This window comes from Microbacterium sp. GCM10027623 (assembly GCF_042666935.1).
GTDB lineage: Bacteria > Actinomycetota > Actinomycetes > Actinomycetales > Microbacteriaceae > Microbacterium.
Window position 1 is genome coordinate 403,897 of the sequence record NZ_JBHTHE010000002.1, and the last position, 23,207, is coordinate 427,103.

Annotated in this window: 22 protein-coding genes; 10 read left to right on the forward strand and 12 right to left on the reverse strand. The window is 67.9% G+C overall.

Annotation, left to right across the window (positions count from 1 at the left end; all coding sequences use genetic code 11):
- Nucleotide 1: 1 nt before the first annotated feature.
- The 3 genes from ACFQY2_RS09280 to ACFQY2_RS09290 are packed head-to-tail and all read left to right on the forward strand — an operon-like array spanning nt 2 to nt 3,317.
- Entirely contained in the window at nt 2-976 is a 975-nt protein-coding gene (locus tag ACFQY2_RS09280; protein ID WP_378745483.1) for an ABC transporter permease, read from the forward strand.
- Nucleotides 973-1,854: an ABC transporter permease gene (locus ACFQY2_RS09285; protein WP_378745484.1), complete on the forward strand. Its 882-nt coding sequence runs from the start codon at nt 973-975 to the stop codon at nt 1,852-1,854. Before ACFQY2_RS09280 ends, ACFQY2_RS09285 begins: the two co-directional genes overlap by 4 nt.
- Nucleotides 1,851-3,317 (forward strand): ABC transporter ATP-binding protein, encoded by a 1,467-nt coding sequence (locus ACFQY2_RS09290; RefSeq protein ID WP_378745486.1) that lies wholly within the window; start codon nt 1,851-1,853, stop codon nt 3,315-3,317. The genes ACFQY2_RS09285 and ACFQY2_RS09290 overlap by 4 nt, the downstream gene beginning before the upstream one ends.
- A 21-nt stretch (nt 3,318-3,338) precedes the next feature.
- Here the strand turns inward: ACFQY2_RS09290 and ACFQY2_RS09295 are convergent, their stop codons facing one another.
- Nucleotides 3,339-4,724: a M20/M25/M40 family metallo-hydrolase gene (locus ACFQY2_RS09295; protein ID WP_378745487.1), complete on the reverse strand. Its 1,386-nt coding sequence runs from the start codon at nt 4,722-4,724 to the stop codon at nt 3,339-3,341.
- Between the two features lie 144 nt (nt 4,725-4,868).
- Between ACFQY2_RS09295 and ACFQY2_RS09300 the strand changes: the two genes are divergently transcribed.
- Nucleotides 4,869-5,990 carry an aminotransferase class V-fold PLP-dependent enzyme gene (locus ACFQY2_RS09300; RefSeq protein ID WP_378746146.1) on the forward strand — a complete coding sequence of 374 codons (1,122 nt, stop codon included), beginning with the start codon at nt 4,869-4,871 and terminating at the stop codon, nt 5,988-5,990.
- The gene (locus tag ACFQY2_RS09305; protein ID WP_378745488.1) at nt 5,987-7,477 is read left to right on the forward strand and encodes a carboxylesterase/lipase family protein; all 1,491 of its coding nucleotides are present in this window, start codon (nt 5,987-5,989) and stop codon (nt 7,475-7,477) included. The genes ACFQY2_RS09300 and ACFQY2_RS09305 overlap by 4 nt, the downstream gene beginning before the upstream one ends.
- Nucleotides 7,478-7,497: 20 nt before the next feature.
- Here the strand turns inward: ACFQY2_RS09305 and ACFQY2_RS09310 are convergent, their stop codons facing one another.
- Together ACFQY2_RS09310 and ACFQY2_RS09315 are read right to left on the reverse strand one after the other, a co-directional pair.
- Entirely contained in the window at nt 7,498-8,493 is a 996-nt protein-coding gene (locus ACFQY2_RS09310; protein WP_378745489.1) for an ArsR/SmtB family transcription factor, read from the reverse strand.
- A 237-nt stretch (nt 8,494-8,730) separates the two neighbouring features.
- A complete protein-coding gene (locus tag ACFQY2_RS09315) occupies nt 8,731-8,940 on the reverse strand; it encodes a PLDc N-terminal domain-containing protein (protein ID WP_378745491.1) in 210 nt (69 codons plus the stop codon).
- Between the two features lie 146 nt (nt 8,941-9,086).
- On the opposite strand from ACFQY2_RS09315, the gene ACFQY2_RS09320 reads away from it, so the two are divergent.
- Nucleotides 9,087-10,208 (forward strand): fatty acid desaturase family protein, encoded by a 1,122-nt coding sequence (locus tag ACFQY2_RS09320; protein WP_378746147.1) that lies wholly within the window; start codon nt 9,087-9,089, stop codon nt 10,206-10,208.
- Nucleotides 10,209-10,313: 105 nt separating this feature from the next.
- Nucleotides 10,314-11,678, forward strand: a complete 1,365-nt coding sequence (locus ACFQY2_RS09325; protein WP_378745492.1) for a serine/threonine-protein kinase — start codon at nt 10,314-10,316, stop codon at nt 11,676-11,678.
- A 37-nt stretch (nt 11,679-11,715) separates the two neighbouring features.
- Here ACFQY2_RS09325 and ACFQY2_RS09330 read toward each other — a convergent pair whose 3' ends face one another.
- Both ACFQY2_RS09330 and pgi read right to left on the reverse strand, forming a co-directional pair.
- The gene (locus ACFQY2_RS09330; protein WP_378745493.1) at nt 11,716-12,324 is read right to left on the reverse strand and encodes a flavodoxin family protein; all 609 of its coding nucleotides are present in this window, start codon (nt 12,322-12,324) and stop codon (nt 11,716-11,718) included.
- 75 nt (nt 12,325-12,399) lie between these two features.
- The gene (gene pgi, locus ACFQY2_RS09335) at nt 12,400-14,082 is read right to left on the reverse strand and encodes a glucose-6-phosphate isomerase (protein WP_378745494.1); all 1,683 of its coding nucleotides are present in this window, start codon (nt 14,080-14,082) and stop codon (nt 12,400-12,402) included.
- 108 nt (nt 14,083-14,190) lie between these two features.
- Between pgi and ACFQY2_RS09340 the strand changes: the two genes are divergently transcribed.
- The 3 genes from ACFQY2_RS09340 to ACFQY2_RS09350 all read left to right on the forward strand — a co-directional run bounded on the left by ACFQY2_RS09340 (nt 14,191) and on the right by ACFQY2_RS09350 (nt 16,501).
- Nucleotides 14,191-15,120, forward strand: a complete 930-nt coding sequence (locus ACFQY2_RS09340) for an aldo/keto reductase family oxidoreductase (RefSeq protein WP_378745496.1) — start codon at nt 14,191-14,193, stop codon at nt 15,118-15,120.
- The gene (locus ACFQY2_RS09345; protein ID WP_378745497.1) at nt 15,117-15,974 is read left to right on the forward strand and encodes a sulfurtransferase; all 858 of its coding nucleotides are present in this window, start codon (nt 15,117-15,119) and stop codon (nt 15,972-15,974) included. Before ACFQY2_RS09340 ends, ACFQY2_RS09345 begins: the two co-directional genes overlap by 4 nt.
- Before the next feature lie 122 nt (nt 15,975-16,096).
- The gene (locus ACFQY2_RS09350; protein WP_378745498.1) at nt 16,097-16,501 is read left to right on the forward strand and encodes a PLD nuclease N-terminal domain-containing protein; all 405 of its coding nucleotides are present in this window, start codon (nt 16,097-16,099) and stop codon (nt 16,499-16,501) included.
- 1 nt (nt 16,502) lies between these two features.
- On the opposite strand, the gene ACFQY2_RS09355 is transcribed toward ACFQY2_RS09350, so the two are convergent.
- The 7 genes from ACFQY2_RS09355 to ACFQY2_RS09385 are packed head-to-tail and all read right to left on the reverse strand — an operon-like array spanning nt 16,503 to nt 23,163.
- Nucleotides 16,503-17,453 (reverse strand): epimerase, encoded by a 951-nt coding sequence (locus tag ACFQY2_RS09355; RefSeq protein WP_378745499.1) that lies wholly within the window; start codon nt 17,451-17,453, stop codon nt 16,503-16,505.
- Nucleotides 17,450-18,070, reverse strand: coding sequence for a DUF4166 domain-containing protein (locus ACFQY2_RS09360; protein WP_378745500.1), 621 nt, complete (start codon nt 18,068-18,070; stop codon nt 17,450-17,452). Before ACFQY2_RS09360 ends, ACFQY2_RS09355 begins: the two co-directional genes overlap by 4 nt.
- 9 nt (nt 18,071-18,079) lie before the next feature.
- On the reverse strand, nt 18,080-19,003 hold the full coding sequence (locus ACFQY2_RS09365; protein ID WP_378745501.1) for an NYN domain-containing protein: 924 nt from the start codon (nt 19,001-19,003) through the stop codon (nt 18,080-18,082).
- Complete coding sequence (locus ACFQY2_RS09370) at nt 19,003-19,992, reverse strand: Gfo/Idh/MocA family protein (protein WP_378745502.1); 990 nt, start codon at nt 19,990-19,992, stop codon at nt 19,003-19,005. Before ACFQY2_RS09370 ends, ACFQY2_RS09365 begins: the two co-directional genes overlap by 1 nt.
- A 31-nt stretch (nt 19,993-20,023) precedes the next feature.
- Nucleotides 20,024-21,079 carry an LLM class flavin-dependent oxidoreductase gene (locus ACFQY2_RS09375; RefSeq protein WP_378745503.1) on the reverse strand — a complete coding sequence of 352 codons (1,056 nt, stop codon included), beginning with the start codon at nt 21,077-21,079 and terminating at the stop codon, nt 20,024-20,026.
- A 30-nt stretch (nt 21,080-21,109) separates the two neighbouring features.
- Nucleotides 21,110-22,453 carry an O-acetylhomoserine aminocarboxypropyltransferase/cysteine synthase family protein gene (locus ACFQY2_RS09380; protein WP_378745505.1) on the reverse strand — a complete coding sequence of 448 codons (1,344 nt, stop codon included), beginning with the start codon at nt 22,451-22,453 and terminating at the stop codon, nt 21,110-21,112.
- On the reverse strand, nt 22,450-23,163 hold the full coding sequence (locus ACFQY2_RS09385; protein ID WP_378745506.1) for an alpha/beta hydrolase: 714 nt from the start codon (nt 23,161-23,163) through the stop codon (nt 22,450-22,452). Before ACFQY2_RS09385 ends, ACFQY2_RS09380 begins: the two co-directional genes overlap by 4 nt.
- Nucleotides 23,164-23,207: the final 44 nt, after the last annotated feature.

Sequence of the window (23,207 nt, forward strand, 5' to 3'; positions counted from 1 at the left end):
TATGTTCCTCGTTGCAGCTGCCCGGCGGATCGGCCAGGCCGTCATCAGTGCCGTGGGTGGCGCGGTCATCGTCTTCGCCCTGCTGATAGCCACCCCAGGCGACCCCGCGCGCAGAGTCCTCACTGCGCGCGGGGTCGAGGACCCCACCCTCGCACAGGTCGCAGCCATGCGAAGCGAACTCGACCTTGACGCCGCTCTCCCGATCCGCTTCGGGTCGTGGCTGAGCGGGATGCTGCGGGGAGACTTCGGCATCTCGTGGCGTACAGGCCAGCCGGTAGCCTCGGAGTTCGGCGAGCGCCTTGCCGCCACCGCCATCCTTGCTTCCAGCGCCCTCGTCATCGCCATTGTGATGTCGCTGGCTCTCGGTCTGCTCGCCTCCGCGCGTGCCGGCGGATGGCCCGACCATGCTGCGCGCGGCGTCAGCGTCGGCCTCCTCGCCGTGCCCGGCTTCCTCATAGGAGTTCTGCTCCTCGACCTGGTGGCTGTGCAACTGCGCATGGGCCGAGTGATCGCCGATGGCACCTGGGATACCGTCGCCCTGCCGGCCTTCGTGCTGGCACTCTCCACGGCAGCCATCTGGTCTAGGGTTCTGCGTTCCTCCCTTCTGGAGGCCAAGAGCGCCAGCTATCTCCTCGTGGCCAGAGCGCGAGGGGCCAGCCCAGCTCGTCGGATGTTCCTCCACCAGCTGCCGAACGCGCTTCCTCCCTACCTGACCGTGGTGGGACTGGGCACGGCTGGGCTGCTCGGCGGTGCACCCATCATCGAAACCATCTTCTCCTGGCCCGGAATCGGGCGTTACACGATCGAAGCGATCACGGCCCGCGATATGCCGGTCGTAACCGCGTTCACAATGATCGCGGTCCTTACCTATGTTCTTGCCAGCTTGGCCGTCGACCTGGTCACCACGGCCATCGATCCCCGCCTGGCGACTCCGAAGGTTCGTTCACCGCGACGGGCAAAGGTGGCAGTGCGTTGACTACTACATCGTCAGTATTCCTCCCGGCGCGCAAGCCCAAGCCGGTCGTCACCAAGGGCGTCCTTCATAAGCTCATGGCCCGGCGGGATGCTCGGCTCGCCGCCGGTGTCTCGGTCGCCATCGTGCTGGTCGCTGCCGTCGGACCGCTGTTCACGCAAGACCCCGATCTGGTCGACTACACGAATCAGTTGGCTGCACCGAGCCTGAATCACCTGCTCGGTACCGACGGCGCCGGCCGGGATCTGCTGGCTCGGAGCGTACACGGCGCACGCACATCGCTGGGTGCCGCGGCACTGGTGACCCTGATCATCTCGGTGGTCGGGCTGCTCGTCGGGGTCATCGCGGGATGCGTGGGCGGGATCTTCGACACGATCGCTTCGCGCATCATCGACATTCTGCTCGGGCTTCCGGGCCTGATCGTCACGCTCGCCATCGTCGGAATGCTCGGTCCGGGATTCATGAACCTCATTCTGGCGATGTCTGCCACCGCTTGGGCCGTGTTGGCGCGGCTGGCCAGAGCGGTCGCACTCTCAGCGATGCACCATCCAGACATCCTGGCGGCGCGCATGGCTGGCGCATCGCGCGTGCGAGTCGCGATCGAACACATCCTGCCCTCTGCCGCTGCACAGGTCGCGGTGGTCGCGATGCTCGGAATCAGTGAGGTCGTTCTCTCGCTGGCAGCTCTCTCTTTTCTCGGTCTGGGCGCTCAACCTCCGACTGCCGAGTGGGGAACGATGCTCTCCTCTGCGCGTCAAACTCTCGCCTTCGCCCCGTGGCAACTCATCGGTCCCGCTCTGGGCATCGTGGCCACCGTTCTCTGCGCGACGCTCCTCAGCGAGGCGCTTCGTGACGTCACCGACCCAGGAGGAGCACCGTGACCGTAGCTGCACTTGAGGTAGATCACCTCCGCGTGGTCTACCCGAACGGGAATGTCGCGCTGGACGACGTCTCGTTCTCGATTCCCGAGGGTGGTCGACTCGGCCTTGTCGGGCGCTCGGGCAGCGGGAAGAGCACACTCATCCGCGCGATCCTGGGATTGTTGCCGATGGACAGTTGCGTGGAGGGCTCGATCGTCGTGGGTGGGGAGAGCATCCTCGGGCTCGATCGCGAGACCGCGCGGTCTCAGCGGGGAAAGCTGATCGGGTACGTCGGCCAGGATCCCTTCGCGGCGTGTGATCCGCTGCGCACCGTGCGGCACCACGTTGAAGAAGCGTGGTTTGCGCACCGCCAGAAGCCGCCGGTCGGTGCCGTAGTCGACGGTCTCCTCGAGTTCGGTATCGCTGAGGCGGAGAGACGAATCAGCCAACGGCCGCACCAGTGGTCAGGCGGAATGCTCCAACGAGCGACAACCCTGGCCGCGACCGTGCATCATCCTGCGTTGACGCTCGCAGACGAGCCGACCAGCGCACTCGACACTCAGCTGGCCGATAACGCGCTCGAGTTGCTTCGCAGGACGTGCAGCTCGCTGCTCCTGGTCAGCCATGACCTCGCACTCGTGGCCCGGCACGCGCTCGAGATCGTCGTGCTCAGCGGGGGCCGGGTCGTCGAGCGCGGAGACGCCCAGGGTCTCTTCGCATCTCCCGAGCACGAGATGACCCGCGAGCTCATCGAGGCTTCCGCGCCGCTGCCCCTGGAGCGCAGCGGTGCGGAGTACGGCGACGTTGCCGTTGAGATCAAGGGGGTCGTCAAGGGCTACACCGTCGCGGGTGTCGACACGGTGGCGATGGACGGCGTGGATCTGACCATCCGCAGGGGCGAGCTTGTCGGCATTGTCGGCCAGTCCGGGTCCGGCAAGTCGACCCTTCTCAAAGTCGCCTCGGGGCAGGAGCGGCCTGACCACGGCGAGGTTCTCTGGGACGGCGCGCCCGTCTGGGTGGGACGCGGCAGACATCCCCGCCGACCTCGCAATGGCTGGGTCATGCCTGTGTTCCAGGACCCAGTGGCCAGTCTCGATCGGCGTTGGCCACTGTGGCGAACCATTACCGAACCGCTGGTCCTGCAGGGCACTCGCATGTCCAAGAACGAGCTTCGAGAACTCGCATCCGAGAAGCTCGAGGCTGTCGGTCTGGGCGAGATCGATGTGAACCGCCAGCCCGGCTCGCTCTCGGGAGGGCAGTGTCAGCGCGTCGCCGTCGTCCGCGCGTTGATCGCGAACCCGGCGTTCATCGTGGCTGACGAGCCCACGGCCAGTCTTGATGTCAACGCCGCAGCGGCAGTGGGAGACCTGCTTCGAACTGCAGCCGACCAGGGAGCCGCGGTGCTGGTCGTCAGCCACGACGAGGCTCGATTGCGCTCCTACGCGGATCGGGTTGTTCGCATGGCTTCGGGAAACCTGGAATAGTCCCGTGACCATGTCATGCGCTCATCTGCTGCGCTCCAGTCGCACGAGAAAGAGCGCATGGGCTGCCATGGCCTTGTGCAGGATGTCCAGACTGACGGACTCGTTCGGGCTGTGCGCCCGGGAGAGCGGGTCCAGCACTCCGGTGAGCAGGATATGAGCATCCGGATACCGGGTCGCGAGCAGGGAGACCAGCGACGCAGAGCCTCCGGTGCCGGACTCGACCACGGGCGCACCCCAGCCGTCGGTGAGGGAACGCTTCATGGTGTCTCGGAGCCCACCGTCCTTCGTCGCCATGACGCCGCGTGTGACTCCCCGTGGGGTGAACTCGACGTGAGCGCCGAACGGTGTGTGCTCGGCGATATGAGCGCGAAGCGCCGCGAGGGCCTTGTCGGCGTCCTGGTCTGGCGCGAGCCGAACGCTGACCCTTGCGATCACCCGCGGGACGAGCATGCTCACCGCCGATTCGGGGTGGGGGAGGCTGAGACCCGTCACCGTGACGGTCGGCTTGGCCCACAAACGTTCTGCGAAGGTTCCGGTGCCGATCTCGGTTACGCCGGGCAACACTCCCTGCTCGCTGCGCAACACGCTGCCGTCGATGGCTTCAGTCTCTTCCGGGCCGTCGTCGAGCCCGCGAACGGCGACGGAGCCATCGGCATGGTGGAAGCTGGCAAGCAGTCTCGCCATCGGAACCATGGCATCCGGGAACACTCCTCCGCTGATTCCCGAGTGCAGGCCGTGCTCGAGGGTGGAAATCGATACGTCGAAGTTGGCCTGGCCGCGCAGACTGCGCACCAGGGCAGGCGTACTGGAGTCCCAGTTCTCCGAGTCGGTGATGATGATGGCATCCGCCTCGATCTTGTCGCCGACGAGCTCGAGGAGCCGCTCGAAGGTCGGCGAGCCGATCTCTTCTTCGCCTTCGACGAGCATGAAGATTCCCAGGCTCGGATTCCCCGCGGTCTGCTGCCTGAGCGAGTCGAGCGCACCCAGCTGCACGATGAACCCGGCCTTGTCATCGGCCGAGCCTCGACCATGAAGGCGACCGCCGATGATCACCGGGTCAAACGGATCGGTGGTCCACTCTTCGGGATCATTCGCAGGCTGGACGTCGTGATGGCTGTACATCAGGACCGTCGGGGCGCCATCCTTCGCCGCGCGAGTCGCCACGATCGTCGGTTTGCCCACGTCGCCACCGGCGGTAGTGGGACGTATCTCCTCGATGGTGTCGAAAAGGCCGGTGTCGTGGAGCATACCCGAGATGAGCGACGCAGATGCGCGGAGGGAATCCTCATGCGCGCCGTTGGAAACGGACGGGATGCGCACGAGCGCCTTGAGGCGCTCAACGGCGACGGGCTGCATTTCGGCAACCGATTCCAGCACCTGTTGGTCAGTTGTTCCAACTTTGCTCACGTTCGACCTCCATTGTCCATTGATTCGAAGATTGGCTAATCTAATTCTATGCCATCACACACTGTGTCCACCCTCCCTTTCAGCGAAGCTGATATCGACTCGTTGCGCGAAGACACCCCAGGCGTGCGGGAGTCGGCGTATTTCATGAGCGCAGGCTCTGCGCTGATGACAACGTCCGTGTACGCCGCGATACGCGACCATCTCGACCTCGAGATGAAGGTCGGGGGATACGCGGCAGCCGATTCCCGGGCCGAGGCACTTGATGGTGTCTACGATTCGGTTGCGAGGCTGGTCGGCGCCGACGCAGATGAGATCGCGCTCACCGAGAATGCCACCGTCGCGTGGCAGTTGATCTTCAACTCGCTCCGGTTCAGTCCCGGTGACAGGATTCTCACCGGTGAGGCCGAGTACGGCGCCAACTTCGTGTCATACCTACAGGTCGCCCAGCGCTACGGCGCCGTCATAGAGGTCGTCCCGAGCGACGAGTTCGGGCAGATCGACACGAACGCGCTTGAGCAGATGATCGATGAGCGGGTGCGACTCATCTCCATCACTTGGGTTCCGACGAACGGCGGCCTGGTGAATCCCGCCGCTGAGGTCGGTCGCATCGCGCGCAAGCATGGGATCTTCTACCTGCTGGATGCCTGTCAGGCTTTAGGGCAGATGCCCGTCGACATGAAGGAACTCGGATGCGACGCGCTCTCCGCCACCGGCCGAAAGTTCCTGCGCGGGCCGCGCGGCACGGGATTCCTGGCTGTGCGTCGCGAGGCGCTCCTCGACCTCGAGCCGCCTATGATCGACCACTTCGCTGCACCGTGGACCAGCCTCGACTCCTACACGCTCAGACTGGACGCGCGACGTTTCGAGACGTGGGAGAACGCCTATGCGCTTCGCGCGGGACTCGGCGCTGCGATCGACTACGCACTTGAGCTGGGCCTGGAGCGCATCCAGGAGCGGTGCTATTCGCTCGCCGACCGGATGCGTGACGGACTCGAATCCATTCCGGGTGTGTCCGTGCACGACTTGGGCGTGGAACGCTGTGCCATCGTGTCCTTCGCCGTCGACGGACAGCCTGCTGAGAAGGTCGTCACTCACGCGCAGTCGCTGGGTGTCACCATCGGCACCTCGGGGCCGAACAGCACATTGGTCGACGCGGACCGCCGTCACCTGCCGACACTCAACCGCGCCGCCCCGCACTACTTCAATACTGAAGAAGAGGTAGACCTCTTCATCGACGTCGTGCAGCAGGCGAAATCCGTGAGATGACTCCGATAGTGGAGACCGATGCCGGTCGCTGGGCGGGGCTGGAGACGCGGGGCGTGGTCGAGTTCCTCGGCATCAGCTATGCGGCAGCCCCGTTCGGCGAACATCGCTTCATGCCACCGCAGCCGGTGACGCCGTGGGCGGGTGTGCGGCGAGCTGTGCGCTTCGGGCCGACCGTCCCGAAGACCCGGCTGTCGCCGCACCTCGAGCGGATGTTTCCCGAGCGCTGGATCGACGGCGAAGACTGCCTCAACCTCAACATCTGGGCACCGGCGCAGCGAACCTCGCTGTCACCGGTGCTCGTGTGGATCCACGGTGGCGGGTTCACGAACGGATCCTCGTCGAGCCGCGAGCTTGACGGTTCCGCGTTCGCGCGCGACGGCGTCGTCTGCGTCACGGTCAACTACCGCGTGGGTGCTGACGGGTTCCTGAGTCTCGGGGACGGGATTGCGAACGTCGGGCTGCAAGATCAGCTGGCGGCGCTCAAATGGGTGCAACGCAACATCTCCGCCTTCGGCGGCGACCCTGCGCGGGTGACCCTGGCCGGGCACTCGGCCGGAGGCAGCAGCGTGGTGTGCCTGCTGGCCTCTCCGATGTCAAGCGGCCTGTTCTCTCGTGCGATCAGCCAGAGCACATCGGGCATCCACCGACTCACCAGCCCCGAGGTGGCCCTTCGGGTCGGCCTGGATCTCGCAGCACGCCTTGATGTCGCACCGACGCGGGCAGCCCTGGCAGAGGTGCCCAAGCGGGCATTCCTGGCGGCCGTCGATCAGCAGCTGCGTGACCTGGCCTCTGGCACACCGGACTCGTGGGGCAGCGAGGCCAGGACAATGGCGCCGTGGGCTCCGACGATGGATGGTGCCGTCATTCCCCGGCAACCGGTGCGCGAGGTCGCATCGGGGCGGGGGAGGACCGTGCCCCTGCTCACCGGCACGGCACGCGACGAAGTTCGCGTTCATCTGACGCCGGAGTATCTCGATACGCTCACGGAGCGGGAGCTGAGCGAACAGGTCCGACGCTACGGTCGCACCCCCTCCGAGATCGCCCCGTACCGAGCCTCCCGTCCGGGCGCGTCGCCGGGAGACCTCCTCGCAGCCGTGGCCGGCGATTGGTATTTTCGCATTCCCACCGTGCGTCTCGCAGAGGCACGACACCAGGGCGGCGCGGCTGACACCTGGATGTATCGATTCGATCGTCCCCTCCCCGAAGAGAACGACCGCTACGGTGCCGGGCATGGCGCGGAGGTCCCGTTCGTCTTCGACACCATCTCCGTCGAGGAGACGCACCCTCGGATCGGGGCGCGCCCCTCGGCCGAGGTGGCCGAGTTCATTCACGGTCTGTGGGTTGACTTCATCAAGGGTCAAGATCCCTGCTGGGCAGCGTACGAACCGGATACGCGTACAACGGCGCTGCTCTCGGACACGCTGACCGCGGTCGAAGACCCCGACGGGTGTGAGCGCATCGTGTGGAGCGACTCCTTCATCAACTAGGCGCCGGAGTCGACCAGGTTTCAGCCGCCTGACGCCGAGGATCCCGATTCTTCGGGGGAATCCTCCCCGAGCGCCACAGCCCCGAGGGCGGCGAGCGCGCTCGAGAGATGGTCGGAGTCGACCGCGTGCAGCACGCTGTGCGCATCCCGAACACTCTTGACCACTCCCGCGGAGCGAAGCAGCGAGGTGTGGTAGTGCACAGTGGCCTGGGTGAGCCCGAGAGCCTTGGCAAGAGTCTTACCGCTCGCGGGCTCCCGCGTGATGTGCTGCAGGATGGCGATCCGCTGTTCGCTCCCCAGGGCACGCGCGACGGCTGCCAGGTCAGCCACGGTCAGGCCGGCCGTGCGGTCACGCGGCGGCCCGAACGCGACCATGATGCGATCATGTGCGAGCAGTCGCGTGATCACGAGCGGCCCGAGCGCCTCGGTGGGAACCAGGGTCACATGCTGTGCCTGGTCTCGCAGAGTCCAACCCCCCGTGATCTCGAGCAGACCACGTTCACGCCCGACGTCGCGAATCAGGGCCAGGGTCGAATCGACCCGCTTGCTGAGCACCTCGCCCGCGCGTTGCTCGCCCTCGAGGTTGCGTGCGCATTCGTCGAGCAATGCGAGAAACTCTGCGTGGGCCTTCGCCGGGTCGGTCAGTATCAGCTCGACGTTCTCGCGCACGAAGGAGTTGCGGCGAACGATGCTCCGAACCGCGGTGGTCGGCGGCTCGGGGCTCGCCAGTGCCGACTCGACGAGTTCGCGCGTCGCTACGAGATCTTTGGGCTCAAGGGTCGTTGAGACGAGGAGTTCACGGGCGAGGTCCGGCGGCGACATTTCGCGGATGCCGGAAACCAGGTCTTCCACGCTGCTCCACCCACGAACAACCGAGAGCACCATCAGGCTGGTCCCGACCGAGAAGTCGGCGCCGAAGTAGCGCTGGAGTAGTTCGCGCATGGGCTCGGTCGATACCAGATCATCTGCCTCACCAGACAGTTGATCGAAGTCACCCCGCGCGATGTGGGCGCTCACATACATACGCCCCAACAACTCGACGGCCGTGCTGGCAACCACAGAGGTCGTACCCGATTCCGACGTGGAATTCGGTGAACCACTGACTGTCTGATATGTATCCATGTGACTCCAAGATACTGGATTTATCTAATCCAAGGGCCTGTTGCACGAATGGATGTCAGGTTGTGGCCCGCGGCCGGCGCGACGGTCGTGTTCATGTAGCGTGAGTTCCGAGGCGCAGCCCGTTCTCGTCCTTCAGCGTCGGATGCCGAACGCGAAGTAACTGGCGGGTCCGATCCAGTTCACCAGGATCACCGGTATCCAGACGCCCTTGCGCCCGCGCACTTCCCGCGCGTCACGACGAGCGAGATCCCAGAACGCCAGGAATGCGAACGCGATCTGGACGACCCCCACGATGCCCAGGGCGGCCTTGCCGCCGGACGACAGCTCGATCTTCTCAGTCATGTCCGTCATTCTCCCCTTCTTCACCGTGCCTGTCACCGTCCGACGTATACCTCCTGCCGCATACCGCCCCGCGTAGCCTGAGGACAGCGATCGGCAACTGCCTTTGGCTCCACAGGCTCAAGGGCTCCGATCGACAGGAGAACGACATCTCTCTCACTCAGATCGAAACGACCGAAGCGTCAACGACGAACTACGGTCCGATTCGCCAGACATATTCTGGAAACTCCGACTTTCCGCCGATGGCACGCGCGTACAAAGAAGTACTGCATGTCGTCAAGGAGACCGGGCTGCTGCGTCGCACCCCCGTGTTCTACTCGTTGGTAGGCGCAGCCATCCTCGTCGGCCTCGCCGGATGCGTGGCGGGCTTCCTCCTGCTCGGCGACAGCTGGTTCCAGCTGCTCATCGCCGCAGCCCTCGGTCTTCTGTTCACTCAGATCGCCTTCCTCGCCCACGAGGCGGCCCACCGTCAGATCCTCGCCACCGGTCCGGCGAACTTCACGCTCGCACGCGTCCTCGCCGGCGCCATCGGCATGAGCTATTCCTGGTGGGACTCGAAGCACACCAAGCACCACGGAAACCCCAACATGGTCGGCAAGGATCCCGACATCGGCGTCGACACGATCTCGTTCCTCGATGAGGATGCCGCGCGCTCGCGTGGATTCATCCGCTGGATCACCCAGCGCCAGGGATGGCTGTTCTTCCCCCTCCTGACACTGGAGGGCCTGAACCTGCACTACCTCAGCCTGAAGTACCTGGTCACGCAGCCCAAGGTGAAGGGCCGCTGGATCGAACTCGGCATCATCGCCGCGCGATTCGCCGTGCTGCTGCTCCCCGTCTTCCTGATGCTTCCGCTGGGCATGGCCTTCGCCTTCCTGGGCGTGCAGCTGGCCGTCTTCGGCGTGTACATGGGGGCATCCTTCGCCCCGAACCACAAGGGCATGCCCATCATCTCCCACGATGCGCGGCTCGACTTCTTCACGAAGCAGGTGCGCACCTCGCGCAACGTGACCGGCGGTTGGTGGGCGACGACGCTCTTCGGCGGCCTCAACTACCAGGTCGAGCACCACCTCTTCCCGAGCATGTCGCGTCTGAACCTGTCCCGTGCGCGCGAGATCGTGCGCGACTACTGCACGGCGAACGACGTGCCCTACACGGAGACGACGGTGCTGCGCTCCTACGCCATCGTCATCAAGTACCTCAACGACGTCGGCCTCGCCGCCCGCGACCCGTTCGACTGCCCGATGGTGTCCCAGTACCGGAGAGCCTGACACCCGCGCGACCGGCGCTGTTGCAGATCCGGCCCCGCTGGTCAAGGCGGGTGACCGCGGCGCGTGCCGACCATAGAGTCGCCAGTCGAGCGGCACCCGAGCCGCATGGATCTGGAGTGGTCGATGGGCACGATCGAGGATGAGCAGACAGCCGCGCTGCTCGATGGACGCTACCGCCTCGAGGAATGCGTCGGACGAGGCGGAACCGCCCTGGTGTATCGCGCCGAGGACACCGCTCTCGGCCGCACGGTCGCGATCAAGGTCCTGCGCCAGCCCGACGAGATGCCGACCTCGATGGAGCGGGCCAGAGGCGAGTCCGCGGTGCTCGCCACCCTCAATCACCGCTCCCTGGTCACGCTGTACGACGCGCGACTGGAGCCGGGGCACCCGCAGTACATGGTGATGGAGTACGTCCATGGGCCCACCCTGGCGGCGCGTCTCGTCCACGGGCCGCTGTCACTCTCGGAGGCGGCCGCGCTCGCGCACGACATCGGCTCCGGCCTGCAAACCGTGCATGAGGCGGGCGTCATCCACCGCGACGTGAAGCCGTCCAACATCCTGATGTCGGCATCCACTCACGCGTCCAGGGAATGGACGGCGAAGCTCGCGGACTTCGGCATCGCGTTCGGGGTGGATGATCCCCGACTGACCTCGCCCGGCATCGCCGTGGGCACCGCCGCGTACATGGCGCCCGAGCAGGTGCGCAGCGAACCGCTCACGCCCGCGGTGGACGTGTACTCCCTCGGTCTCGTCCTGATCGAGGCGATCACCGGCGAACCCGCCTTTCCGATGACCGGAGGGGTGCAGACGGCGCTGCGGCGTCTCACCGGGCCGCCGACGCTTCCGGAGTCCCTGGACGCGCACTGGCGAGAGCTGCTGCAGCACATGACGCGTGCGGAGCCGAGCGAGCGCCCCACCGCTCGAGACGTCGCGGAGACGGCCGCGGCGTTCGCCACAGCCGCCCCGCGTGTCGCGCCACGATGGGGTCCGTCGACTCCCGCAGACGCGGGGACCTCTTCCGCGGATGATCCGACGCCGACGCGCGAGTACCCGGTTGCCGGATCCGCGGCGGCCGCAACCGGAACCCGCAGACGCCGCGTCGCGGCGGGCGGCATCGCTGCTGCCGCCATCGCATCGATCATCACGCTCGCCGGCGCGCAGAGCATGTCCGTTCCCGCGGAAACGCCGGAGCAGACGGTCGTGCTGGAACCGGCCACCTCGTCGCCCGCACCTGTTGTCGAAACGGCTCAGCCGGATCCGCAGCGCGCGTCCACAGCCGTCACAGGCGGCGCTGACTCCGGTGCAGGGAAATCCCCGGCGAAGGCCAAGGGCAAGCCCGGAAAGGCCGCACCCCAGGACAAAGCCGGCCCGCCCGCCAAGGACAAGACCACGTCCGCGAATCCGGACAAGGGTCCGGGCAAGGGGCCGGGCTCCGGCGACAAGACACCGCCCAAGGGTCCGAAGAACTAGGCGACCAGCGAGTGAGTGGTCACCCGCCGATCACGGCTCAGGCCGGGTAACCCGTGCCCCGCAGAGTCCTCGCCAGATGGGCGGCGTTCGCGGCCGCGGTGGCCGTCGCCTGCGCCACCTTCTCGGGGACCCTGGCAAGGTCCTTGTAGTCGGTGGCCTGCATCGCCTCGCCGTTCCAGTACACGGAGCCCTGGGCGGGGAGGGTGAAGCCCACATCGTTCAGAGCCTGGAACAGGATCGCAGCGATGTGATGGGCGCCGTCCTCATTGCCGACGACGACGGCGAGAGCGACCTTGTCGAACAGGATCGGACGACCTTGCTCGTCTGTCTCCGAGAGCTCCGCGTCCAGTCGCTCGAGAACACGCTGCGCGACACTGGAGTGCTGACCCAGCCAGGTCGGCGTGGCGAACACGAGGATGTCGGCGGCCAGCACCCGCTCCCTCAGCTGGGGCCATTCGTCGTCGGCTCCCATGTCGGTCTGGACACCAGGAAGAATCCGGTGGTCGACGGCGCGGATGCGGTCGGCGGTGACGCCGTGCTCGGCCAAGGCGTTCAGCACCTGCTCACCCAGTACGTGAGTGCTCGATCCCGCCGGCGACGGCTTGAGTGTGCAGTTGATCAGAAGCGCGCTGAGCTTGTCGTCCATGCCTCCAACGTAGGCAGGCCGTCGTGCCCCGGCCGAGGGGGTTCCGCCGGCCGGGAGGATGCGCTACGAAGCGCCTCAGTCCTGCCGGTGCTCCCGGTAGTACGCCAGCAGAGCCCTCGTCGACGCGTCCTGCGCCCGGAGCGCGTCCTCGTCGCCCTCGATCGCCGGAGCGATCTGGAGAGCGAGCTGCTTGCCCAGTTCCACGCCCCACTGGTCGAACGAGTTGATGCCCCAGATGACACCCTGCGTGAAGGTGATGTGCTCGTACAGCGCGATGAGCTGACCGAGCACGGCGGGAGTCAGAGCGGGCGCGAAGATCGACGTCGTCGGGCGGTTGCCGCTGAAGGTGCGAGCGGCCACGAGAGGACCCGTGGTGCCCTCGGCCTCGACCTCCTCGGCTGTCTTGCCGAACGCGAGGGCCTTGGTCTGCGCGAGGAAGTTCGCCAGGAACAGGCCGTGCACGTCGCGACCGCCGTCCTTCAGCGGGTACGCGGGATTCGCGAAGGCGATGAAGTCCGCGGGGATCAGGCGGGTGCCCTGGTGGATGAGCTGATAGAACGCGTGCTGACCGTTGGTGCCGGGCTCGCCCCAGAAGACCTCGCCGGTCTCGGTCGTCACAGCAGTGCCGTCCCAGCGCACCGACTTGCCGTTGGATTCCATGGTCAACTGCTGCAGGTAGGCGGGGAACCGGCTCAACTGCTGGGCGTACGGCAGCACCGCGTGCGACTGCGCACCCAGGAAGTTCGTGTACCAGACGTTCAGCAGGCCCATCAGCACCGGCACGTTGTGCGCGAGAGGCGTGGTGCGGACGTGCTCGTCGACGGCGTGGAAGCCGGCGAGCAGCTCGCGGAAGGCGGCAGGTCCGAAGACGACGGCCAGCGACAGGCCGATCGCCGAGTCGACCGAGTACCGGCCGCCCACCCAGTCCCAGAAGCCGAACGCGTTGGCGGGGTCGATGCCGAAGTCGGCGACCTTGTCGAGAGCAGTGGAGACGGCCACGAAGTGATGCGCGACGGCATCCGTCCGGCTCTTCTCATCGTCTCCGATCGCCCCGGACGCGGCCAGGCCCGCCCACATCCAGTCGCGTGCCAGGCGCGCGTTGGTCAGCGTCTCCAGCGTCGTGAAGGTCTTGGAGGCCACGATGAACAGAGTGGTCTCCGGGTCGAGATCCGCGGTCTTCTGCGCCAGGTCGGTGGGGTCGATGTTCGATACGAAGCGCGCCTGGATCCCGGCATCCGCGTACGGCTTGAGCGCTTCGTACACCATGACCGGACCCAGATCCGATCCGCCGATGCCGATGTTGACGACATGGGTGACCTTCTTGCCTGTCACGCCCGACCACTCGCCCGAACGTACGCGCTCGGCGAAGGCCGAGAGGGCATCGAGCACGGACTGCACGTCGGCATCCACGTCCTGACCGTCCACCACCAGCGCGGACGATGCGTCCGCGGGGCGCCGCAGAGCGGTGTGCAGCACTGCCCGGTCCTCGGTGGTGTTGATGTGCTTGCCCGACAGCATGGCGGCGTACCGCTCGGCGACGCCTGTCTGCTCGGCCAGGCGCACGAGGGAGGCGAGGATCTCGTCGGTGACGAGGTTCTTCGACAGGTCCACGTGCAGGTCGGCGAGGCCCAGGCTCAGGCGCTCGACGCGGCCGGGGTCGGAGGCGAACCAGTCCCGCAGGTCGGGGGAGAATCCGTCGCGGGCAGCGCTGAGCTCGGCCCACGCGGAGGTGGAGGTCGCATCGATCGGAGCGGTCATGAATGCAACGTTAGCGTCAGCCGCACACGGTGGCGTCGTGGAAGACGAAACCGGGCGGCGGCGCCCGTGCACGACCCGCGGTAGCGTTGGCGGTGACCAGGAGGAACCATGAAGACTGTCCCGTTCTCAGGCGGAACCGCCGCGGCCGTCATCGCCGGGATGATGCGCATCCCCGACAAGACGGATGCCGAGGTCCGCGAGCTGTATGACACCGCCCGCGGCGCCGGAATCGACTTCTTCGACCATGCGGACATCTACGGCGGTGCGATGCACGTCTGCGAGGACCGCTTCGCGTCCGCGCTGCAGCTGTCGCCGTCCGAGCGCGCTGAGATCGTGCTTCAGACGAAATGCGGCATCGTGCCCGCGGAGCAGATGTTCGACTTCTCGTACGAGCACATCATCGCCCAGGCCGAAGGCTCTCTGAAGGCACTGCGCACCGACTACATCGACGTGCTGCTGCTGCACCGGCCCGACGCGCTCGTCGAACCCGACGAGGTCGCCCGGGCGTTCGACGAGCTCGAGGCCGCCGGCAAGGTGCGCGCGTTCGGCGTCTCCAATCACACCCCGCGGCAGATCGACCTGCTGCGCACGGCCGTCACCCAGCCGCTGGTGGCCAACCAGCTGCAGCTGTCGATCACGCATTCGCCGATCATCGCGCAGGGCACCGCGGCGAACATGTCGGGGGAGGAGCAGAGCGTCGTCCGTGACGGCGGCGGCATCGTGGACTACTGCCGCATCAACGACATCACGATCCAGGCCTGGTCGCCGTTCCAGGGCGGGTTCTTCGACGGCGTCTTCCTCGGGAACGACAAGTACGCCGCGTTGAACGGCGTGCTGGATCGGCTGGCGGCCAAGTACGACGTCACCCCGATCGCCATCGCGACGGCGTGGATCACCCGACACCCCGCCCACATGCAGGTGGTGCTCGGCACCACGACCCCGCAGCGTGTGGCCGATGCCGCCGCGGGCGCCGACGTCGTGCTGAGCCGCGCCGAATGGTACGAGCTGTTCCGCACCGCCGGACACATCGTCCCGTGAGCGAGGCAGCCGCCGTGGAGGAGACGGTGAACCCGCTCATCACCGCCGCCGAGCTGCGGGAGCGGCTCAGCGAGGTGCGCGTGCTCGACGCGCGCTGGCAGCTCGGCCGTGACGACGGCCGCGAGCAGTACCTGGCCGGGCACATCCCCGGTGCGGTGTTCATCGACGTGGAAGGTGAGCTGTCTCGTCACGGCGCGCCGGAAGAAGGACGGCATCCGCTGCCGGATGATGCGGCGCTCGCCGCCGCGGCGCGCCGCTGGGGGATCGGCACCGGTATGCCGGTGGTCGTGTACGACGACCATCGGATGCTGGCCGCGTCGCGGGCGTGGTGGGCGCTGCGCCGAGCGGGGCTCGGCGACGTCCGGGTCCTCGACGGCGGCTGGCCCGCCTGGCGGGCCGCCGGCGGGGAGGTCGCGACCGGGGACGTGCAGGTTCCGGAAGGCGACGTCGTGCTCGCCTCTCCCGGCGACGCGGGCGTCGTCGCAACAGACGTCGCGGCAACCTGGCCGCACACGGGAGTGCTGCTCGACGCGCGTGCGGGAGAGCGCTACCGCGGGGAGACGGAGCCGATCGATCCGATTCCCGGGCACATCCCCGGTGCCCGCAACCTGCCGATCGGTCGGATGCTCGACGACGCCGGCCGGTTCCGGTCGGCACCCGACATCGCCGCCGCGTTCGACGCCGCGGGCGCAGACGGGAGCACGCCGATCGCGGCATACTGCGGGTCGGGCATCACCGCGGCGCAGCTCGCGCTCGCCGGAGCCATCGTCGGACGCGAGATCGCCGTGTACCCGGGGTCGTGGAGCGCCTGGTCGAACACTCCGGGACTGCCGATCGCGACGGGAGAGGACTGAGGACCGGCCTCCGAGTCAGGTCGTGAACCAGTGAGTCCTGCCGGTCGACGCCGTCGTTCGAGGAGCGCTCGCCCGGGGTTGTGGAGCGGACGGGGACGGCCTCGTTCGTCTACGCTGAGGGCATGGCTTTCGTGATCTCGCTGCTCGTCGTGGCGCTGATGGTGTTCGCACTCGTGGACATCATCCGTCGCGATGACGCGCAGGTGAAGTTCATGCCGAAGTTCGTCTGGCTGCTGCTGGTCATCCTGCTGCCGTTCATCGGAAGCGTGCTCTGGTTCGGCATCGGCCGCGAGTATCCGGAGGGCGGCGTCCGCCTGGAGCGCCCCGAGCTTCTGAGGAGGTCCCGTCCCACGGCGCCCCCCGCGCCCGCGGCCCCGGTGACCCCGGTGGACACGCGCACGACGGAGGAGCAGATCGCGGACCTCGACCGGGAGATCGAGGAATGGCGACTGCGCCAGGAGATCGAGAAGCGCAAGCACGAGCGCGGTGACCCTTCGACAGGGTCAGGGACCCAGCAGGCGGAGTAGCTCAGTTCGCGAACGACGCGCGCAGTGCCTCGTCCAGATCCGGATGCCGGAAGACGTAGCCCGCCGCGGCGAGTCTGCCCGGGAGCACCCACCGGCTCTTCAGGATCAGCTCCGTCTCGGTGCGGATCGCGATCGCGCCGATCTCCAGCATCCACCGTGGCGTCGGCGGGCCGAACCGCACTCCGAGGGTCCGGCGTACGGACGCCATGAAGGCGGCGTTGTCGACCGGGTTCGGCGAGGAGGCGTTCACTGCTCCCTCGAGTTCCGGGTGACGTTCGAGGAAGTCGATGATGCCGACCACGTCGTCGACATGGATCCAGCTGAAGCGCTGCCGCCCGCCTCGTGCGCCGGGCAGGTGCGCGGTGCCGGCGGCCCGGCGAGCCCGCGTCACCGGCCACCATCCGTCCAGCTGGGTGCCGCCCAGGCCCAGGCGGGCCAGTCGGCGCAGTGGTCCCAGGACGCCGGCATCGCCGAGGACGATCGCGGTGCGCAGAGCGACGCGACGTGTCCCGGGAAGCTCGGCGTCGAACAGCGCGCGCTCCCACGCCTCGGCGACCTCCACGGAGAACCCGGTGCCGGTCTCGCCATCGGACTCCGTCATGGGCCGGTCCTCGGCGTGACGGTAGATCGTCGCGGTGGACGAGTTGATCCACAGCGGCGGAGGCGCGGACGCGCGTCGGATCGCACCGCTGAGAGCCGCCGTCGTCTGCAGGCGGGAGGACAGGATCTGCGCACGGTTTGCCGGGGTGTACCGGCAGCTCACGCTCTTACCGGCCAGTCCGACGACGAGTCCCGCGCCGTCGACGGCGGCATCGATGCCGTGCTGGTCGGCCCAGGTCAGGTCGGCACCGGACCGGGAGATGGTGATGACCTCGCGGCCCTGCGCCCGGTAGGCCTGCTGCAGGTGACGCCCGATGAATCCGGTCGACCCGCCGATGACCACTCGCGTCACGGCGTGTCTTCCCGGATGGTGTAGCTGAACGTGCCCTCGTACTCGTAGAGACGGCCGACGAGCGGCAGATCCACGGTCAGCGCCACGCGCTGCCTGCCGGCCTGCTTCTCGGCGCTCTCGCGCAACCGCACGACCGGGGCGAGGAACCGCGGCAGGATGACGCGGATGCCGCCCAGCCGGATGCCCACGGTAGTGCTGCGCAGCGCGAGGGCGTCGCCGTCGACCGACACGTCGAACCCGATCGCCAGTGTGATCGGCTCCCCGATCTGATCCACCACGCGACCGCGCGGACGGACGCAGACGGCATCCTTCATCGTCCAGTCGCCGCCGGGCAGGTGCAGCGTGCGCGCGCTGATCGCCTTGCCTGCGAGGCTGCGGTTGCGCACCGTGAACGGGACGTCGTAATGCCATCCGGCGTGCACGGCGCCGTGACGCTGCAGCAGGCCGAGCAGGGGCCACAGCCAGCGGCGCGGCGTGCCGATCCGCTCGAAGACGCCCTCGCCGACGCCGAGACTGCCCTGGGGGACGGCGGAGAAGTACTCGCGCAGCGCTGGATGAAGCTGCGCGCGTTGTGCACCCAGCGCCCGGAGATACGGGGACTGGGGCACATGATCCATGCTTCGAGGTTACCGTTCGCGCAGACGTACGAGCCGCTCGTGACCGGTCTCCTCCAGCTCCGCGATGTCATCGCGCGAGCGCAGGAAATCGTTGAAGGACCGATAGCCGAGAGCCTTCTCGCTGAACGACGGGTCCATCCGCCGCATCTGCGTCTTCACGGCCGAGGCGTGCAGCCATTCGTCGGAATCGGTCTTGTCGTGGCCGAGACGGAGGGCGCGCTCCAGCAGCTGTGTGGCCTCTCCCTGGTCGTCGGGCTTCGTCGCCGCCTTCGCCTTGCGGGTGGGCGAGGTCTGCTTCGGCTCCGTCTTGTCCTTGACGTCCTTCACGGCCGTCGTCGAGGCCGCAGGCGCCGCGACGCTCTTGGTCGGGCGCACGACGCCCGGCAGCGAATCGTAGGACTCGAACTCGTCGCAGGCCGCCGCCAGCGATTTCGCCGTGGAGCCCGCCACGCCGACGCCGATGACGTAGCGGCCCAGACGCTTGCACCGCTGGGCGAGCGGCACGTAGTCGCTGTCTCCGGCCACGATCACGACGTGGGTGAGGTCGGGCAGGCGGAACATGTCCTCGACGGTGTCCACGGCGAGGCGGATGTCGGCCCCGTTCTTCGCGTAAGCGGCGGCAGGGAAAAGCTGCACCAGATCGACCGCGCGGGCGACGAGCTGGGAGCGGTATTCGGCGTTCACCGGCGAGGACCAGTCCGCGTAGGCGCGCGTGAGCACCAGGGTGCCGAAGGACGAGGCGTAGTCGATGATCGCACCGACCTCGATCATCGCCTGCTTCAGCCGCTCGGTGACTTCCTTGTCGTGCGGGTCGTCGGTGATGCGCTGACGGTCCTTGCCGTAGGCGTTGCGCCCGTGCACGCGGTCGTACCAGGAGATGACGATGTTGTCGAAGTCGAGGTAGACCGCGACCCGTCCCGCAGTGTCGGCCATCAGGACTCCTCAGGGTAGGTGACGCCGATCTGGCGCCGGATCTCATCGAGTGTGCCCATGATCGCGACGGATTCGCTGATCGGCAGTGCCAGGCCGGCGCCCGCCGGATCGCCGTGCAGGGCCGCCCCTTCGGCGGCGAACGCCTGGTACTGCATGCCGCGCCCCTCGACCTGCGACCCGTACTCCTCGAGCACTGTGCCGTCGGGGGCGACGACGCGGAAGGAGGTCGGTGTGTACCAGACGCGGTCGATCTCGATCCGCGCGTCTGTGCCGATCACCGCCGCCCTGTTCGGTCCCGCGGCGCGGGAGGACGACAGGCTCGTCGAGACCGCGCCGCCGGCATGCGTCATGAGCGTCGCGACTTCGGCATCCGCGCCGGTCCCGATGAGCCGCGCGGTGGCCTGGATCGTCTGCGGCTCGCCCAGGACATCCCACATGAACGAGATCGGGTAGATGCCCAGGTCCAGCAGGGCACCGCCGCCGAGCTCGATCGCGTTCAGACGGTGCGCCGGGTCGGAGGAGATCCGCTGCGTGTGGTCGGCGATGACGGCACGGATCTCACCGAGCGTGCCCGCCGCGATGATCTCGCGGATGCGCACCATGTGCGGCAGGTAGCGCGTCCACATGGCCTCCATGGCCAGCAGCCCCTTCTCGGCGGCAAGCGCCTGCAGGTCCGCCGCCTGGCCGCGATTCACGGTGAATGCCTTCTCGACGAGCACGTGCTTGCCGTGCTCCAGGGCGAGCCTCGCATTGGCGTGGTGCATGGGGTGCGGGGTGGCGACGTAGACGATGTCGACGTCGCCGTCGGCGACGAGCGACTCGTACGAGGGATGCGCGTGCGCGATGTCGAAGCGTGCGGCGAAGGCGTCGGCGGACTCCTGGCTGCGCGATCCCACCGCCACCAGGTCGAGACCCGCGGTGCGCAGGTCGGATGCGAAGGCGGCGGCGATGCCGCCCGTGGCGAGGATTCCCCAACGAAGACCGGTCATGGTCTCCAGCGTATCGGTCGGCGGGCCGTCGTCAGCGGGCGGCGACCAGCGAGCGCTGCGGTACGAGTGGGAAGACCTGCTCCGCGATCCGCTCCAGTTCCTCGTCCAACGGCGACGCCTGGATGAGCAGCAGGCTGATCCCGGCGTCGGCGTACTCGTTGATGCGGTCGACGACCTGCTCGGCGGTGCCCACCAGGTTCGGTCGAAGTCCGCGCGTTCCCACCGAGTACTCGCGGCGGGACAGCTCCAGTGAGAGGTTCGAGTTCTGGCGGAACTGCTCGAAGGACGCGTATCCGGGGGAGTCCGGGTCCACGGTGGTGATGCGGTCCAGTTCGCGCTGCGCCTCGGCCTCGGTGTCGCGGACGATCACGTAGGCGGGCATGCCGAACTCGGAGATCGGCCGGCCGTGCAGACGTTCCGAGCGCGCGTTCATGTCGGCGACGTTCGCGCGCACCTCGTCGAGCGTTCCGCCGTGCATGACGTAGGCGTCCGCGAAGCCGGCGATGGCCTCGCGGCCCGCATCGCTCTCCCCGCCGGCGAAGACCACCGGGTGGGATGACGGCTTGGGCTCGACGATGGTGTCCTCGAACTCGTAGTGGTCGCCGCTGAAGCTGAACGGGGTCTGCTCCCACAGACCGTTGAGCACCTGGACGAACTCGGACGCCTGGGCGTAGCGGGCGTCGTGCGTGGGGAAGACACCGCCGAACTGCCGGGCTTCCTCGGCCCACCACGCCGCCACGACGTTCAATGCCACGCGGCCCGGCGCGATGCTGTCCAGGGTCGACACGGTCTTCGCGAGGACAGCCGGCAGGTGGAAGCCCGGTCGCACCGCCGTCATGACCCGCAGCCGATCCGTGGCCGCGAGGATCGCCGCGGAGAGCGACCACGCCTCCAGGCTGGGCGCGTCCGTGCCCTTGCGGTCGTTGAGATAGAGCTCCGGAACGAGGGTGGTGTGGAAACCCAACCGGTCGGCCGTCACCGACACCTCGCGGATGTACTCCCAGGTGGCGGCCATCCGGCCTTCATCGCGCACGTTGCGCAGGAATCCGCCGTAGACGGGGGTCCAGTATCCGAGATCGATGGCCATGATGCTCCTGTTCGGCGGGACGTGGGTGAGTCAGATGCGGCTGAGCGCGCGGTCGAGGTCGGTGACGAGGTCGGCGGGATCCTCGAGTCCCACCGAGAGCCGCACGGTGGTCAGGGAGATCCCGGCCGCGGCGCGCTGCGAGGCGGTGAGATGCGAGTGGGTCATCGATGCCGGATGCGCGACCAGGCTGCGCGCGTCGCCCAGGTTCGCCACCAGCCGGAAGACGTTCAGCTCGTCGATGAGGCGGGATACCCGGGCCGTGGCGTCGGATTCGGAGCCCGTGAGGTCGAAGGAGAAGACGGACGGGATGCCGTGCGGCAGGTAGCGCGCGGCCAGTTCGTGCCAAGGATTTCCGGCGAGGCCGGGGTGGTGCACGCGGGCGACCGAGGGATGCCGTTCCAGGTGCCTCGCCACCGTGAGCGCGCTCGCCGATTGACGGGCCACGCGCAGGTCGAGCGTCTCGATCCCCTGCAGGATCTGCCAGGCGTTGAACGGCGACAGTGAGGGGCCGAGGTCGTGCACGTACTTCGACTTGACGAGGGCGGCGAAGGCCTGGCCCTGTCCGAACCGCTCCCACAGCACGAGGTCGCCGAAGCGACGGTAGGGCGCGGTGAACTGCGGCCAGCGCTCGGGCGCGGCGCCGAAGTCGAACGTGCCCTGATCGACGACGACGCCGCCGAGGGAGGTGCCGTGCCCGGAGAGGAACTTCGTCGCCGAGTGCACCACGAAGTCGGCGCCGTGCTCGCCGGGGCGGATCAGCGCCGGCGTGCCGAGAGTGCTGTCGACCACGAGTGGGAGCCCGGCCGCGTGCGCGATGTCGGCGACGCGCCGCACGTCCAGCACCTGCGCGATGGGGTTGGCGACGATCTCCGCGAACAGCACGCGCGTCTGCGGGGTGATGGCCGTACGCCAGGCGTCCGGGTCGTCCTGGTCGACGAAGGTCACCGGGATGCCGAAGTCGTCGAGGGTGTCCTGCAGCAGGTCGACCGTGCCGCCGTACAGCTGATCAGCGGCGACGATGTGCCCAGCACGGCCGGCGAGAGCGAGCAGGGTGACGGCGACGGCGGCCTGGCCGGATGCCACGGCCACGGCGCTCGCGCCTCCTTCCAGCGCGGTGACGCGCTCTTCGAGCACCTGCTGCGTCGGGCTGGCGTTGCGGCTGTAGATGATGCCGGGCTTGCGCAGCGCGAACAGGTCGGCGGCCTCCTGCAGCGAGGAGAACTCGTAGGCCGCGGTCTGATGGATCGGCGGCACCGCGCTGGACCAGGTCGTACCGGCGGTGAACCCCGTGTGCACCTGTGTCGTGGCGAAGCCGCGCTCCGTAGAGGGGGTGGCGAAGCCGCGCTCCGAAGCGGGGGTGGCGACGCCGCTCATGCGCGCGCGTCTTCCGGACGCCGGACGATCGCCGCGTGGACGTCGCCGGCGCGCAGGCGCTCCAGCCACAGCACGATGCTCGCGGCCACGCTGCGGTGGGTCTGGTCATTGAGCGCGTCGTGCAGTCCGTCGACGGTCTCGATCGTCTCGATGTCGGGGATGGCGGACAGCATCGCCTGGGCCTGCGCGAACGGGGAGACGGGGTCCGATCCGCCGTGCACGGCCAGCACCGGAACGGAGATCGCCGCGAGGTCTGCCGCGTCGGGGAGGTCCGCGCGGGGGGCGTCATCGGTCGGGCTGGTCGCCGATCCGGTCGCCGTGGTGGTCGCCGCGTGCTGTTCGGCGAGGACGCCGAGATGCACGGGGCACGCGGTGCGCTCGGCATCCGTCGGCGTGTGCTCGGCGTCGACGACCACACCGGCGACGATCGCCGCGTCGGCGACGTCGCCCTGCGTGAGCGCAGTCAGCGCTGCCGAGGCGCCGGTGTCCGATCCGACCAGGACGCGCGGCTCGTGGGGCTGCTCGCCGAGCCACGAGACCGCCGCCGCGGCCTCAGTGCCCGCGAACACACCGACCGTGTAGCCGTCGGAACTGATGCGCGTGCCGAAGCGGCGGTAGACGGCCGCCGTCTCGTCACGCCCGGCGATCAGCGCGAGTGCCCCCCGAACGGTGGCAGTGGGGGTGAAGACGGAGGTGGGGGCGGAGGTCATGCGTCCCATCTTCGACATCCGCACCCGTGCGCACCCACGATGTG

What these genes read in the sequence shown, in the direction of transcription:
- ACFQY2_RS09280 (WP_378745483.1), top strand. Translation starts at nt 2, where the DNA reads ATGTTCCTCGTTGCAGCTGCCCGGCGGATCGGCCAGGCCGTCATCAGT.
- ACFQY2_RS09300 (WP_378746146.1), top strand. Translation starts at nt 4,869, where the DNA reads ATGAGCGCAGGCTCTGCGCTGATGACAACGTCCGTGTACGCCGCGATA.
- ACFQY2_RS09305 (WP_378745488.1), top strand. Translation starts at nt 5,987, where the DNA reads ATGACTCCGATAGTGGAGACCGATGCCGGTCGCTGGGCGGGGCTGGAG.
- ACFQY2_RS09315 (WP_378745491.1), bottom strand. Translation starts at nt 8,940, where the DNA reads ATGACTGAGAAGATCGAGCTGTCGTCCGGCGGCAAGGCCGCCCTGGGC.
- ACFQY2_RS09325 (WP_378745492.1), top strand. Translation starts at nt 10,314, where the DNA reads ATGGATCTGGAGTGGTCGATGGGCACGATCGAGGATGAGCAGACAGCC.
- ACFQY2_RS09330 (WP_378745493.1), bottom strand. Translation starts at nt 12,324, where the DNA reads ATGGACGACAAGCTCAGCGCGCTTCTGATCAACTGCACACTCAAGCCG.
- pgi (WP_378745494.1), bottom strand. Translation starts at nt 14,082, where the DNA reads ATGACCGCTCCGATCGATGCGACCTCCACCTCCGCGTGGGCCGAGCTC.
- ACFQY2_RS09340 (WP_378745496.1), top strand. Translation starts at nt 14,191, where the DNA reads ATGAAGACTGTCCCGTTCTCAGGCGGAACCGCCGCGGCCGTCATCGCC.
- ACFQY2_RS09350 (WP_378745498.1), top strand. Translation starts at nt 16,097, where the DNA reads ATGGCTTTCGTGATCTCGCTGCTCGTCGTGGCGCTGATGGTGTTCGCA.
- ACFQY2_RS09360 (WP_378745500.1), bottom strand. Translation starts at nt 18,070, where the DNA reads ATGGATCATGTGCCCCAGTCCCCGTATCTCCGGGCGCTGGGTGCACAA.
- ACFQY2_RS09365 (WP_378745501.1), bottom strand. Translation starts at nt 19,003, where the DNA reads ATGGCCGACACTGCGGGACGGGTCGCGGTCTACCTCGACTTCGACAAC.
- ACFQY2_RS09370 (WP_378745502.1), bottom strand. Translation starts at nt 19,992, where the DNA reads ATGACCGGTCTTCGTTGGGGAATCCTCGCCACGGGCGGCATCGCCGCC.
- ACFQY2_RS09375 (WP_378745503.1), bottom strand. Translation starts at nt 21,079, where the DNA reads ATGGCCATCGATCTCGGATACTGGACCCCCGTCTACGGCGGATTCCTG.
- ACFQY2_RS09380 (WP_378745505.1), bottom strand. Translation starts at nt 22,453, where the DNA reads ATGAGCGGCGTCGCCACCCCCGCTTCGGAGCGCGGCTTCGCCACCCCC.
- ACFQY2_RS09385 (WP_378745506.1), bottom strand. Translation starts at nt 23,163, where the DNA reads ATGACCTCCGCCCCCACCTCCGTCTTCACCCCCACTGCCACCGTTCGG.